The organism is Treponema sp. (genome assembly GCF_052169735.1).
Classification (GTDB): Bacteria; Spirochaetota; Spirochaetia; order Treponematales; family Treponemataceae; genus Treponema.
The window spans coordinates 18,820-33,376 of sequence record NZ_JBQNBW010000027.1; the positions used below are offsets into that span (position 1 = coordinate 18,820).

A 14,557-nucleotide genomic window follows, 5' to 3' on the forward strand; every position below is an offset into this window, starting at 1 on the left:
TCGGAAACCGTTGCATTGATGCGCAGTAGTGCATACGTCATCTGTATATTTTTACCATCGAATTCCGGTAACTAACCGCTGAAATCGTGATTCGGTTAGCTCTCGTCATAAACGCTTTATTCGGACGTATGGTGTGCAGGTTACCGCCAAGCATGCAAAATATCGTGCAGCAATCCGAATCATATAGACGCTTCCGCTTCTGCATATATTTCTCCGTCAGCTACCTTGATGCGGAGTTTACTGCCCGCTGATACATCCTGCGCATGGCGGAGTACCGTACCTGTCTGCCGGTCATACACAATGGCATACCCCCTCTCAAGAATACTTTGGGGATTCGCACTCTCAATACTTTGGCTAAGCAGTGCAAGCCGGTGTTTAGCATCAGTGAGCCGTGTCTGCATATTATGGAGTAAGTGCTCTTTTGCATCGTCAAGTCGCATAAGCAGCGGCTGCTCAATCCGGCGGAACTGCATTTCGAGGGTGTCGGGGGTAAAGGTTTTCGTCATAAGCCGTACTTGCTGTATACGGGCGCTCATATAATGAAGAAGATGGCTTTGTGCTGCTGCAATGGTATCGGTAATATCGTCAAGGACGGGCACGGCAAGCTCAGCAGCGGCGGATGGAGTCGGAGCGCGGACATCAGCAGCAAAGTCGGTAAGCGCCCAGTCAATTTCATGCCCGACGGCGCTGATCACCGGTATATCCGATGCAGCAACCGCACGGACAACAGCTTCTTCGGAAAAAGGCAGCAAATCTTCCAACGAACCGCCGCCGCGCCCGATAATGATTACATCCCCAAGCTTGTACCGGTTAGCGGTTTCCAGCTGGCGTACGAGCACCGGGGCAGCCTCCGCTCCCTGTACGGGAGCGGGCAGCACGGTAATACTTACCGCGCTGTTTCTGCGCGACAGCACAGTAATAATGTCGCGCAAGGCTGCCCCGGTCGGGCTGGTAATGACGGCAATACGGAGCGGAAAAAAAGGCAGCGGGCGCTTCCGTTCCTGAGCAAAAAGCCCTTCCTGTGCCAATTTTCGTTTCCGCTCCTCCAGCATCCGCAGGATAGCGCCTTCTCCGGCGAGTTCCATGGTTTCAACAATAATCTGATATGAGCCCCGTTGTTCATATACTGACAAGGAGCCGGAAACAATCACTTTACAGCCGTCTTGAGGTTCAAAGCCAAGTGTCCATGCGCGGCTTTTAAACATCACTGCTTGCAATGCAGCTTTTTCATCTTTTAAGGTAAAGTAGAGGTGCCCAGTACTTGAAGGGCGGCAGTTAGAAATTTCCCCAGCAATGTGGAGAGAGGTAAAATGTTCCTCAAAAAGCGTTTTTATAATGCCGGTTATCTCTTGTATTGAATAAACATGCTCCATAGACTTATCATACCATAATAAGGTAAAAAATCTAGCATAATAGGCAGACTGTCTTTAAAAACATATTGACATAAACGATTATTTACTCAAATATGAAACGGAAAAATGCTTGCCTGCAAGCCGGATTTTCTGGTTCTATGCGAGGTGTTTTTCTAAGAGGATTCTCTAAAAACATCCTTTTTTAGGGGGCTCCTTAGATTAAAACTGTTCGGCAATACCGTTGGAAACCTCTAAAACTCTCAGTTTGTTAGTGGCGCCCAGTTATCGAACAGGTCTATTTGTTTGGAATAATCGGAAAGGGGGCACGATGCGTCTGTGAAAGGGTGCGAGATTTCAATAGAAAATGTTTCAAAATCTTTTGGGGATTTTCATGCGCTGGATAATGCCGTTATCCATATTCAGCGCGGTGAGTTCTTTTCATTATTAGGACCATCGGGGTGCGGAAAAACGACACTGTTGCGTATCATTGCAGGCTTCGAGCAGCCCGATTCAGGTGTTATCACCTTTGACGGTCAGAATATTATCGGTATAGAGGCGCATAAACGCCAGTCCAATACGGTATTCCAAACGTATGCGCTTTTTCCGCACCTATCGGTATACGAAAATATCGCTTTTCCGCTCCGTCTCCGCAAGTGCCCGCAGGATGAGATAGACCGGCGGGTCAAGGAATATCTGCATTTAGTACAGCTTGACGGACATATCTATAAAAAACCGTCCCAGCTCTCCGGAGGGCAAAAGCAGCGGGTTGCAATCGCCCGCGCGCTTATTAATGAACCGCGGGTACTGCTGCTTGATGAGCCGCTTTCAGCATTGGATGCTAAACTTCGGGCAAATCTCCTCATCGAACTTGATAAGCTGCATGACCAAATCGGTATCACATTCATCTTTGTTACCCATGACCAAAGCGAAGCGCTTTCCGTTTCAGACCGCATTGCCGTTATGAACCAGGGGAAGGTGCTGCAAATCGGCAGTCCTTATGAAATTTACGAGCAGCCGGCTACAGCCTTTGTTGCAAAGTTTATCGGTGAAACAAATCTCTTTGATGCAACCGTGGTTGCTTGCGAGCCGCATACGGACGGCTTTATGGTTACGCTTGACACACCCAGCTTGGGAACATCGGTGAAGATCACCGACTATGATCAAACCAAGGCAGGGCAGCCGGTATGCTTTACGGTACGTCCGGAAAAAATCCGCATTTCGCTGGAAAAGCCGTCTTCTTTGAAAAAGGAATTAAATGTGTTCCGAGGCATCGTTGAAGAGCCGGTTTATTCAGGCTTTCAGTCTAAGTTTTTTGTCAAGCTGGAATGCGGAATGGTGATACAGGTCTTTAAACAGCATCAAAATTACTTGGAAGACGGTCCTGAAATTGAATGGAAGGACGAGGTCTATGTTTCGTGGGCGGCAAATGACGGCTATATCGTTGAGGATTTAACGTAACTATATGGCTCAAAAACATTTACAGCGCAGGTACGCATTCTTTTATACCTTCCCTATGGCGGCATGGTTTACCATATTTTTCGTGCTTCCTCTGTTGATCATTGTAGTTTATAGCTTTTTGCAAAAAGGTTTATACGGCGGTATTGTCTGGAAACCCAGCCTCAGTGCATATACACGGCTTTTTACGCTGAGCTATGGGTTGCTGTTTATTAGGACACTCTGTGTCAGTATTGCAGTAACCCTCATTTGCATCCTGCTCGCACTGCCTGCAGGGTATGCTATTGCACGCAGTAGACATCAGCTCTTTTTGCTCTTTTTGATGATTATTCCCTTTTGGACTAACTCTCTTATCAGGATTAATGCATGGATTGCCATCCTCGGCAATCAAGGTTTTTTGAATGGGCTTTTAAAGAAGCTGAATCTTATCACGAATAGCATTACGTTTTTGTATAATCAGCAGGCAGTTATCCTAGTGCTGGTATATATGTTCATCCCCTACGCTATTTTCCCGATTTTTTCCGCCATCGACAAATTTGACTTCTCCTTGCTGGAAGCTGCGCGCGATCTTGGCGCTACCAAAACGCAGGCTATCTTTAAAGTAATGCTGCCGAATATCCGTGCTGGGATCCTAACGGCGGTTGTCTTTACCTTTATCCCAGTGTTCGGTTCTTACACGGTTCCGCTTCTTGTCGGCGGAAAGGACTCCTATATGATAGGTAATTTAATTGTCGATCAAGTAACAAAGATACGCAACTGGCCGCTTGCATCTGCATTTTCGCTGTTTATTACCGCAGTCAGCACGGTTGGGGTTATCTGGATGATGTATGCCGGAACCAAGCAGGAAAAGCGGACGAGAAAGCAGTAGGTTTAAGATCATACATATACAAAATAGAAAGGACGGATTATAATTAGCGCATGTATTCATTGAAAAATAACAGAGTAATTGCATCAAGTTATACGGATGCCAACGTACCGGTTATTTATAACGGCTCATGCTACGACTTTATAAAAACAGTTCCTGATAAAAGCATGAAACTAATTATCACTTCTCCGCCTTATAATATTGGTAAACAATATGAAAAGAAACAGACGTTACAAGACTATTATAGTATGCAAGAATCTATCATTAATGAATGCATCCGTATCCTCCAAGATGACGGAAGCATCTGCTGGCAAGTAGGAAATTTCGTAGATAAAGGAGCTATTATACCACTGGATATTTTGCTCTATCCTATTTTTGCCCATCATAATCTTAGATTGCGTAATCGTATTATTTGGTATTTTGGACATGGATTACATGCTTCAAAACGTTTTTCAGGTAGATACGAAAGTATTTTATGGTTTACAAAAACAGATAACTATACATTTAATTTAGATGCTATACGGGTGCCTCAAAAATACCCGAATAAAAAATATTTTAAGGGAGAAAAGAAAGGCGAGTTGTCATGCAATCCTCTGGGGAAAAATCCCAGTGATGTATGGGAGATTCCTAATGTCAAAAATAATCATGTAGAAAAAACTATTCACCCCTGTCAGTTTCCGATAGAATTAGTTGAACGCCTCATTTTATCAATGACTAATGAGCACGACCGTGTCTTCGATCCGTTCCTTGGAGCCGGAACAACAACAGCCACCGCTGCAAAGCATAATAGAATAGGTATAGGATGTGAAATAGTAAAGGAGTATTATGACATAGCAGTGGAGAGAACCATTCAAGCTTTAAATGGCGAGTTAAAAGCACGCCCAATGCACAAACCCATTTACCGACCTGATGTTCCATATAAAAATATTCCGGATGCACTTGAAGTTCAACAAGAGCTCTTTAATAAAGATTATAAGGTTGCAAAATGAAAATAGCAGAAAAATATTCTCACCTAAACGGTTTTGAGTTTTTATTGGTGCATAAAGCGGAGTTATGGAAGGAAATAGAACAGGTAATACATGCTATTGATGCAGCCAAATATAAAACAAAAATATCAAAAGAAAAAACAAAAGAAGGAAAACTATTGTATAGCCCTATCGCTTTAAATGCTGTATTCAAAGAAAAATTGTATGAACTTGAATGGGATGAAAGCAGAGTAAGCTATTGGGTTACCAAAGATGAAAAGTTGATTAGGAAAACGATGTCCATGCAGCCGGATGCTCAAAAAAAAGTAATTGAAGAGCAGGGTAAAACAGCTATTTTTAGTTACAATCAAACTGATTTTGTCAAAGACCGTGTCGCTGTTGAAGTTCAGTTTGGTAAGTACTCATTTGTTGCGTATGATTTATTTGTCAAGCATCTAGCATTTTATGTTGGGGATAAAATTGATGTAGGCATAGAGATATTACCGATGAAATCCTTGCAGTCTGAGATGAGTTCCGGTGTTTCATACTACGAAGGAGAATTATATAATGTTGTACGCCAAGGCAGAGGTGTCCCTGCAGTACCATTAGTCATAGTTGGTATTGAGCCGTAACGCATTTCGGCAATTATTGCACTATTCGTCCGGCTACACATATAAGGAGTAATGATGCCCGATATACAAGAAGGTATACCACAGCAGGCATTGCCGGTTCCATATCGGCGGTCTGCTATAAAAAGTCCGTATCAATGGATCGTTCAAAAATTCGGTAAAGGTAAACGGGAGGCAGAACCAGCCCGGCATGCGCGGCGCGCGTATAAGAATGTCAATAGTGCCTGGTTCTCTTCGACGGTACTCATATTCGTGTTGGTGTTTTTATTTCTGCCGCTCGGTATTATCGCTGTGTTTTCTTTTAACGAAGGGAAAGCCATTGTCTGGTCGGGCTTTTCGCTCAAATGGTATGCTGAACTTTTCTTGGAGTCCGAAAAACTTTGGCATTCATTTAGAAATAGCATAGTAATCGCTGTTATTTCCGCCTTTTTTTCTGTTGTCATTGGAACCTTTGCAGGACTGGGAGTTCAGTGGTACCGGTTCCGCGGCAGGGGCTATGTGCAGGCGGTGAGTATTTTACCGATGGTTCTGCCGGAAGTCGTTATCGGTATGTCGATGGTGATTTTCTTTTCGGCAATTAACATACCGCTCGGTTTTGTTTCTATTATTATTGCGCACATTACATTCTGTTTACCCTTTGCATTTTTACTCATACTCGCCCGGTTGGATGAGTTCGATTTTTCTATCGTAGAGGCAGCCCGCGATCTTGGTGCAACAGAGCGGCAAACCTTGTTCAAAGTTGTTATTCCAGCTCTTTTTCCGGCTATTCTATCGGGCTTTTTTATGTCTGTCACCTTATCGCTCGAAGACTTTGTCATCACCTTTTTTGTTTCAGGTCCAGGGTCTACAACCCTGCCGCTCTACGTGTTTTCGATGGTTCGCTACGGCATTTCTCCGGTTATCAATGCCCTCTCCCTCATTATGATCCTCGGAACTATGGTTGTTGCCTTTGTTTTGCGTAATTTCCTCAAAGGAATAGCAGCCTCAAACTAAGCGCTAAAACTCTACTGATAAGTAAATAGAGGAGATGATAATGGATATATATAAGATAATAACTTCTTGTGCTATACCCCTGATACATTGCAGAAAGTTTTCTGTGTATGAAGATGTACATCAGCCGATGCCGCTTCGGTATATATCACGTATCAATGTGAGCCGCCGGCTGTATTCCATTGGATTGAGGATTTTTACCGTGTCATTCTTCTTTATTATGCTGATATTTTGTACTTCTTGTACCCCAAAAACGGATACAGATTTACATAAAAAAGATGGAACACAAAAAAAAGACCTGAGCTGCAGCATCCTGTTTGTTCTAGGAAAGGATTTTTCCCGATACTCAGATATTTTCACCTACCTTTCTGAAGTGTATACGCCTGAAAGTTTGAAAGCACAGCTGAATATTATCAGTTATAGTGATATGACGGCAAAGACAAAACATCCTCGTCTTTCGATCATTGCTGAACGTTTAGCCGCAGAGCCTGCGGACGTACTGATTTCTCTGGAAATACCGGAGGGAGGAGCACGGACACTCCGTACGATTAAAGAAAGAAATCCGGCACAGCATATTTTTTCCCTGTTGCCTGTCGAAGAAATCCTGCCGCTTGAAGCCTACAGTGATATTGTTGCTGATTTTGAATTGCCTGATTCATTTACTAACGCTGATAGAGCGGTGAATATTCCGGCGCAGGAGGTACAAACACTGGTACTCTGCGCGGTAACTGCAGCAGAGCAGCTTGAGGAGCTGCCGGATCAGGAACCGCTTCCACGGTTTATGCGGGCGACTGCTACTGCAACGGCTCTCCTGAAAGACCGCGGCATACCGGCGTGGGGAGGGACGCACTATGTACTTCAACCGTATAAAGATCCAGAACTTAATATCTGTTCGTATAATTATGTGATTTTATCGCAGCCAGCAGCTGATGGAACCACGGAAAAAACGGACGGAACACCGCAAGGAGCCGCCCGTGAATAAGTTTACCCGCTGTGCAAACGGTGTCATAGCAGCAGATGCGGGGGGCTTTAACCGGCTGCAGACAGCAGATTCTGCATCTCTATTGCTGCTTTCCGACACACACGGCGCTGTTGATGCTGTACGCTGGATTTTTACCGCAGCAGGGAGTTCTTGCGATGCGTGTTTATTTGCAGGAGACGGCGCCGCGGATATACTTTCTCTGGTACGGGAGGCTGCTGCCGGAGCGCTGACTATACCGCCGGTTATTCTTATGGCACAAGGCAACTGCGATAGTGAAAGATATCCGCCTGTTTTACACAATACCGAAGAGCCAAAGCCTTTTGGATTGCCGATGTATCAGCAAAAACTGATTGCCGGACAGCGGATATTATTGACGCATGGGCATCTCTATCATGTTGAGCTTGATAGCCGTAAATTGTGTATGGCTGCTGAACACCAAGGCTGCACCATCGCAGTGTATGGGCATACCCATATACAGAACATCGAAAACTTCGGTTCTGTAACGGCTATCAATCCGGGGAGTCCGCTGCGTCCCCGCGGTCAGTCCTATGGAGGATTCGCAATTATATCACTCCGTACACTGCAAGCGCAGCCTGCAGCGGGTACAGGTAACGAAAAAGACGATGCAACAGCGGAGTTGTTCGGTTCGGTACAATTTTACCGGCTGATGCAGGATAGAAGCGGATCATTCTCTGCGGCGGTACATGCAGAGTATCCTTTACGGTTTGCGGAATAAGGTGTGTTCCTTAAAATTGAACAACTGAACAAAGTATCAACTTTGGAAGTTGTTCAATTCGTGCGCGATAGCGCACACACAATCCGTGAGGTTTGCCGCAAGGCAAACTCATCGGTTAACGAGGCTGCTCTATTTAGCAGCCGAAGTTATACCTTCGATTTTAGCTTACAGGAAACCGCTCACAACATCAAACCTATCGGCTTGTTCTGTAAGGAAATGATTTACCATATCCGCTCAAGCGAATTGTGAATCGTTTTTTAGTAATGCCCGAAACTATAGCTATGTTGTTAGGGCGGTAATTTTTCCCAAAAGCCGACCGGTATCATCATCTTCCGCAACAATAATCAGTTTATCTCCCGGATAAAGCACCGTAGTTCCGTCAGGAATAGCCTCTTTTTCGCCATGGATGATACCGACAATACGGCACTTATTCGGCCAATCGATTTCACATATTTTCTTTAAGGCTGCTGGAGCTTCTAATCCAATTGGTAGCTCATAGAGCTGAGGGCCGCTCTTTTTACCGTGTTCCGTTTGAGCAGATATATAGTGTTCCGATTCGAGAATCTGCTCCAGTAGAATATGATCGTGCGCTTGCGAACCGATAAAACTTGCCGTAAGGTATGCAGTTAAACACGTAAGCACTAAACCGCTTAGCTGTGGAAGCGCTCCGCTTGTTTCCAATACAATAACGATTGCCGTCATCGGAGCTTTAATCACAGTAGTAAAGCATGCCCCCATGCCGAAAAGGATCATATTTGTCATTTGATCCGGCTGTAAAAAACCGAGATGCACCAACACCTTTGCATATACAGCCCCTCCTGCCGCACCGCACGCGAGCAGCGGGACAAAAATACCGCCGATTGCTCCTGATCCTGCAGAAATACCGGTGAATAGCAGTTTAACAACGAGTATCATCAACAAGCTTGTAAGAGGAAAAGAGTTTTCAGTCAGCGCCTTTATAAGTCCGCTTCCGCCGCCTGATGCATAGGTATACCATAAGCCGATCGGCAGTGAAAGAACAAAAGGAATAACGGGACGCAGTATCTGGGGAATATGCAGTAACGTATACAAACGTTGAAAGGAATATATTGATTGCTTAAAGCCGTGTCCAACCAGCGCTACAAACATCCCAAGTCCAACAAGCCATGCAAATTGCGAAAGCGGATACGTTACAGTCGGAAAAAACCGGAAAATAGGCCCTGAACCTAAGAAAGCGCTTGCGGTAAAATCACCGGCAAAAGAACCTGCCATTACGCATGCTAAAAGGAGCGGGCTTAAATGCTTATGTAAATCTTCTAAAGCAAAAACGATTGCCGCAAACGGTGCATTGAATGTTGCAGAAAGCCCTGCTGCGGCACCGGCAGTAATTAAGCATACCCGCTCCGTAAAAGACCGTTCTCCTATCCGTTCAGCCGCATCACCAACATAGGCACCAAGCTGCACGGAAGGCCCCTCCCTCCCCATCGAAAGCCCTAGCCCAATACCAAGAACCCCGCCAATAAACTTCAACGGCAGTTCCAGCATTGGTGAAAATTGCAGCTTCTGCATAAAAACACCCTCAATCTGTGCAACGCCGCCGCCCTTAATCATCGGGTGCTTGGTAATAATAAAGCCGATAAAGAGCCCCACTAACGCCAGAACGATAAGCGCAAGGCAGCCCCCAATAAAGCCCGTATTTTTGATAAGCGGATATAATGCGGCACACCCATTTTTTACCTGAGTAATTGATAGACGAAATACCGTAATGAGCAGTCCGGTAATAAGACCGGTAAGGAGACTTTCAAATACTAAAAGCCACTTGTTTTCCTGTCTTTTTTTAAAAAAAGAACCTGTTTTTGAATAAGAATCCATAGCTTTATTATAAATTTATATACTGAAAAAAAGCAATAAATTAAAGAATAAATGCCAAGGATTCCGCATTATCACGCTTGCAAGTCTTTTTTTAGCTACACATTTCGTTTATTCGTGCGGATGGTTAATGCTCAAAAACCGCGCCATCCGGCAGCGTTTTTAACGATGACCGAAAGTACGCCGCCGTGCGGGTTCCAATACCTGCTTGCCGTCTCCGCTTAATCAACAGCCGGGCAGTATTAATGAGTATACGTTCTGCGGTAATACGCCGAGTATCGGTACCCATTGCATCCAGTTCAGCAACTTTGGTGTCGCCGACCGTGCGGCGGATCATTTCCGTACCGGCATAGCCGTAAGCCTCGGCAACTATCTCCGCCAGCCGTTTCCGTATATAGCGTTCGTTGTAAAGAGGGTCGCTGAGGGGCGCTGTACGGCATTGTTCCAAAGCCTTTGCAGTAAAAAGCTGCGGCAACACGCCGATAGCGGCAGCTATTCTTCCGCTTTTGTGGTCGGTAAGGTGAGCCTCCACCCCTTGTGTACCGCTAAAAACAGTATATATCCACGCAAAGTAGAGGTTCGCAATAAGATTGCCGAGGTCATAGCCGATCGGTCCGTAAAACGCAAATTCAGGATCGATTATTTTCATACTGCTGCTGCCGCTTGCTTCCCTCCCCGCATCTATTCTGATAAAAAGCGAACCGGTATGAAGGTCTCCATGAATAAGCGCTTCCGCCTTATTCATAAACGTTTCCCGCAGCGCGGCAACCTCAGCTTTGAGTACGTCATCGCTATACAGCATCTTACTGACAAAGGCTTCGTTCCCGGAGGTAACACGGTTGCGGTTTTTCCCATTGCAGTATGGTTCCGAAAAAACCAGTGTTTCGGAAATTGCACAGAGTTCAGGATTGATGAATGCCTTTACCCGTGCTTTTTTTTCTTCCGGCTGTATGAAGAGATCACTGGTGGGAAAAACCGCATGAGCTAAAAAAGCAGCTGCATTCTCCGCAAACTGATCCGGCAGCAATGTACCCGCCATGAGCTCCTTCCGCGTATTGCCGCAGTACGCAATATCTTCCATACAGATAGCGCTCATTGATTCATCGTAGTGATAGACCTGCGGAATAAACTGCGGAGTACAAGCGGCATAAATACGCAGGGCTTCCGCCTCCCGCTTGCTGCGGGTCAGGTCGAGCGGCCGTCCCGATGAGCGGAGCAGCCGATCAGCCTGTTTTACAATAATGCTCTTACCGCTTACTTTTGAACGGACTCGGAACACATAGTTGATATTCCCATCCCCTATTTCTTCTGCAATCAACGGCTCATCAGCATGAAACAAGCTCAGTTTTTGGGTAAGATATGTTTTTACGGTTGTTGTATCGAGGAGATATTGTTCTTTCATAATAATGACACCTGCAAAAGTTATTTTGATTCGGGATTTAACATAAACAGTTCGCTGCTGTATTGAAATACTGTTTTAACGACAGAACAGTAACAGAATACCGCTATTCGGCACAAAAAACAAGTTGAAGGCGATTGTCCTGTCTTTTCAAATTTCAATTTTCATTTGACATTCTATCCATATCAGTCTATGCTAATAATGATTACTAATTATAAAAAGGAAAAATCAGGACAACTGTATTAGAAAATATTATCAGACCTGCCCTGAAAAAGGATGAAACAGTATGCAGGCAGACATAGAATATACGGAAGAGGTCAACACTGATTGGGTACGATGGAATAAAAAACTGGAACTGGGTATTCCTCTCATCGACAGTCAGCACCGCCAGTTAGTCTCCATGTGTAATGAGCTGCATGAGGCTCTGATGAACCGCCAAAAACGAAGCAAAGATGAATGGCTGGTAACGGTAGGCGATGTGCTGAGACAAGCGGTGAACTATGCACAAACACATTTTGCGGATGAAGAAAAACTGATGAAAGCGTGTCAATTTGCCGGATATGAAGCGCACAAACAACGGCATAAGGAATTTATACAAACAATCACGCAAGTGCTGATAGGTTTTGACGAAATGACGTTGACGCTCGGTTTTGATTTTGCAGACTATCTCCGCGACTGGATTCTCTCGCATATTGCATGCGAAGATAAGCAGTATTGCCCGGTCATGCGCTCTTTTTATCATGCATTGCAGGAATACAGTCAGCGCCAGCATAAGGCTTCAAACACAGCAGACGGAATCTCTGTACTCACAGAAGATTAAACGCCGGTTTAGGTTAGCCCTTGCCGGATAGTTGTTATCTACCTAGCAGAAACACGAAAAGCAAAGCAGGGTAGTTGTCTTTTCTACAGTCTACCCCGCTTATTTACAGGGTTTTACATGCCCCAGAATGTCCGCAGCATCGGTGCAATAACGAGCGATACCATTGACATAAGTTTAATCAGAATGTTGATAGAAGGACCGGCAGTATCTTTAAAAGGATCGCCGACAGTATCACCGACAACGGCAGCCTTATGGGCTTCGGAGCCTTTACCGGCACCGCTTCCGGATTCAATCATCTTCTTTGCATTATCCCAGGCGCCGCCTGAGTTTGCCATAAAGATAGCGAGCACAACGCCCGATCCGGTAACACCGGTTAAAAGACCGATGAGCATTGCGGGACCGCCGAAGAATCCGACTACAATCGGTGTAATAATGGCAACAAGCCCGGGAAGAACCATCTCCCGGATAGCAGCTTGCGTACTAATATCCACACAGCGCTTATAGTCAGGCTTTTCAGTATTGTTGAGAATACCGGGTTTACTTCTAAACTGACTGCGGACTTCTTCTATCATCTTATAGGCTGCCTTACCGACAGCAGACATTGCCATTGCAGAGAAAAGGAACGGAATAGCAACTCCCAAGAGGATTCCCGTCAAGACCGGAATATTGGTAATATCAACAACGGAAACACCGGTGTGCTCTTTGAAAGAAGTAAAGAGGATAATCGCGGTCAATGCTGCAGAGCCGATCGCAAAACCCTTACCGATTGCAGCAGTTGTATTACCAACGGCATCCAGGCTATCGGTAATTTCCCGGACTTCACCGGGGAACTGAGCCATCTGAGCAAGTCCGCCTGCGTTGTCTGCAATCGGACCATAAGCATCAACAGCAAGCTGAATACCAAGCGTAACCAGCATACCGACCGCAGCAATACCGACACCGTATAAACCGGCTAAGCTATAGCTTCCCCAAATTGCCGCACCGATAAGCACGATGGTTGGGAATGCACTCCTCATACCGACACCAAGACCGGTAATAATAGTAGTTGCAGCGCCGGTATCGCAGGAATTCATAATAGACACAACCGGCTTTTTTCCCGTACCGGTATAGTATTCGGTTAACAACCCGATTAAAACACCCGACGCAAGCCCCGTAACGGTTGAACCGAAGATATGATACATACCGGCGCTTCCGTTAAAGGTTTCCCCGCCGATAAAGAACTGCAATACAATGAACAGGAAAATAGTTGCCAGAATTGCAGCGCCGAAAGTTCCTGCGTTTAAGGCTTTTTGCGGATCGCTGCCCGGTTTTGCCCGTACAAAGACAGTTCCAATGAGCGAGGCTGCAATGCCTAAAACAGCAATGAGCAGCGGCAATACCATCAGCTTTAGTTTCAGACCGTCAGAGGCGCTCACTGTTAATCCAAGAATCATCGCACCGATGAGCGAACCGACAAATGACTCAAAAAGGTCTGCCCCCATACCGGCAACATCACCGACATTATCGCCGACATTATCGGCAATGGTTGCAGGGTTTCTCGGATCGTCTTCTGGAATATTTGCTTCAACTTTTCCCACAAGATCTGCTCCAACATCCGCTGCCTTAGTAAAAATACCGCCGCCGACACGGGAAAAAAGAGCGACCGAAGACGCGCCAAGAGAAAATGCAGTTCCCAGCGGTAGGCTAATCTCATAAAAAACAGTGAGCGTAGTGCCGTATATCATTGATGAGGTTAGCATAACAATAAAAAAGCCCAGTAACGCAAGTCCGACAACGCTCATTCCCATAACACTGCCGCCGGAAAATGCAACTTTAAGCGCTGGAGTTAATCCGCCGTTTTTTGCAGCCTGTGCAGTACGGGCATTTGCTGCTGTTGCTACCTTCATACCGATATAACCGGCTAAAAGAGAAACCGCAGCGCCTAATACAAAGGACAGCGCTTCAAGCCGTAATGCGCCTTTATTTCCAACAGCCAAAAAGAGCGCAACCACCCCAATAAAGGGCAATAGCGCTTTATATTCACGGCTTAAGAACGCCATTGCGCCATCTGCAATATAGCCGCTGATGTGCCGTAAATCCTCATTTTCTACCGGCTGCCGGTTAATCCACTTCGTTTTGGCAAAAGCATACAGTAATGCCGCAATACTGCCTCCTAAAACAAGTGCTAATACGGCATACACAAGATTATTCATCATATTCAACTCCTTTATAGAAGCTCTAAAAAGAAACTTTCCGAAAACTTCCCTATAAATTTCTCGCTAGCGAAAACAATAACAGGCATTCATTAATCATACTGATTCTCGCATTGTAATATATGAAATATGTTTTTTCAAGTCTCAATTTATGAGTGTTTGGACAAAGAAGAGAGGATTTTCCTTGCAGATTGTTCTTTTCCGTGGTATAATTGTTTTTATGTAATGATTGATTGATAAATACGGCTTTTGCCCGATATTTACGGTTGATTTGCATAAAAATATTATTTTATATGGAAAATGATTGATAAAATGAAAGGTTTA

12 protein-coding genes are annotated in these 14,557 nt (G+C 45.1%); 8 read left to right on the forward strand and 4 right to left on the reverse strand.

What is annotated here, in order from left to right; all coding sequences use genetic code 11:
* Positions 1 to 179: 179 nt before the first annotated feature.
* Positions 180 to 1,373, reverse strand: a complete 1,194-nt coding sequence (gene xseA, locus ACTTJ8_RS06025) for an exodeoxyribonuclease VII large subunit (RefSeq protein WP_442720623.1) — start codon at positions 1,371 to 1,373, stop codon at positions 180 to 182.
* A gap of 315 nt (positions 1,374 to 1,688) precedes the next feature.
* Between xseA and ACTTJ8_RS06030 the strand changes: the two genes are divergently transcribed.
* From ACTTJ8_RS06030 to ACTTJ8_RS06060, 7 genes are read left to right on the forward strand one after another with little or no spacing between them, the layout of a single operon-like run.
* The gene (locus ACTTJ8_RS06030; protein WP_442716493.1) at positions 1,689 to 2,810 is read left to right on the forward strand and encodes an ABC transporter ATP-binding protein; all 1,122 of its coding nucleotides are present in this window, start codon (positions 1,689 to 1,691) and stop codon (positions 2,808 to 2,810) included.
* A 4-nt stretch (positions 2,811 to 2,814) separates the two neighbouring features.
* The gene (locus tag ACTTJ8_RS06035; protein ID WP_442720624.1) at positions 2,815 to 3,675 is read left to right on the forward strand and encodes an ABC transporter permease; all 861 of its coding nucleotides are present in this window, start codon (positions 2,815 to 2,817) and stop codon (positions 3,673 to 3,675) included.
* Positions 3,676 to 3,725: 50 nt separating this feature from the next.
* Positions 3,726 to 4,661, forward strand: a complete 936-nt coding sequence (locus ACTTJ8_RS06040; RefSeq protein ID WP_442718925.1) for a DNA-methyltransferase — start codon at positions 3,726 to 3,728, stop codon at positions 4,659 to 4,661.
* Complete coding sequence (locus ACTTJ8_RS06045; RefSeq protein ID WP_442716496.1) at positions 4,658 to 5,269, forward strand: BglII/BstYI family type II restriction endonuclease; 612 nt, start codon at positions 4,658 to 4,660, stop codon at positions 5,267 to 5,269. Before ACTTJ8_RS06040 ends, ACTTJ8_RS06045 begins: the two co-directional genes overlap by 4 nt.
* Positions 5,270 to 5,323: 54 nt before the next feature.
* Positions 5,324 to 6,259: an ABC transporter permease gene (locus ACTTJ8_RS06050; RefSeq protein WP_442720628.1), complete on the forward strand. Its 936-nt coding sequence runs from the start codon at positions 5,324 to 5,326 to the stop codon at positions 6,257 to 6,259.
* Between the two features lie 40 nt (positions 6,260 to 6,299).
* Positions 6,300 to 7,238 carry a hypothetical protein gene (locus ACTTJ8_RS06055; protein WP_442720625.1) on the forward strand — a complete coding sequence of 313 codons (939 nt, stop codon included), beginning with the start codon at positions 6,300 to 6,302 and terminating at the stop codon, positions 7,236 to 7,238.
* Entirely contained in the window at positions 7,231 to 7,974 is a 744-nt protein-coding gene (locus ACTTJ8_RS06060) for a YfcE family phosphodiesterase (RefSeq protein ID WP_442720626.1), read from the forward strand. Before ACTTJ8_RS06055 ends, ACTTJ8_RS06060 begins: the two co-directional genes overlap by 8 nt.
* Positions 7,975 to 8,253: 279 nt before the next feature.
* On the opposite strand, the gene ACTTJ8_RS06065 is transcribed toward ACTTJ8_RS06060, so the two are convergent.
* Together ACTTJ8_RS06065 and mtnK are read right to left on the reverse strand one after the other, a co-directional pair.
* Positions 8,254 to 9,825 (reverse strand): ClC family H(+)/Cl(-) exchange transporter, encoded by a 1,572-nt coding sequence (locus ACTTJ8_RS06065; RefSeq protein ID WP_442716499.1) that lies wholly within the window; start codon positions 9,823 to 9,825, stop codon positions 8,254 to 8,256.
* A 124-nt stretch (positions 9,826 to 9,949) separates the two neighbouring features.
* Complete coding sequence (mtnK, locus tag ACTTJ8_RS06070) at positions 9,950 to 11,224, reverse strand: S-methyl-5-thioribose kinase (protein WP_442716500.1); 1,275 nt, start codon at positions 11,222 to 11,224, stop codon at positions 9,950 to 9,952.
* Between the two features lie 283 nt (positions 11,225 to 11,507).
* On the opposite strand from mtnK, the gene ACTTJ8_RS06075 reads away from it, so the two are divergent.
* On the forward strand, positions 11,508 to 12,041 hold the full coding sequence (locus tag ACTTJ8_RS06075) for a bacteriohemerythrin (RefSeq protein ID WP_442716501.1): 534 nt from the start codon (positions 11,508 to 11,510) through the stop codon (positions 12,039 to 12,041).
* A 113-nt stretch (positions 12,042 to 12,154) separates the two neighbouring features.
* Here the strand turns inward: ACTTJ8_RS06075 and ACTTJ8_RS06080 are convergent, their stop codons facing one another.
* The gene (locus tag ACTTJ8_RS06080; RefSeq protein WP_442716502.1) at positions 12,155 to 14,236 is read right to left on the reverse strand and encodes a sodium-translocating pyrophosphatase; all 2,082 of its coding nucleotides are present in this window, start codon (positions 14,234 to 14,236) and stop codon (positions 12,155 to 12,157) included.
* Positions 14,237 to 14,557 lie beyond the last annotated feature (321 nt).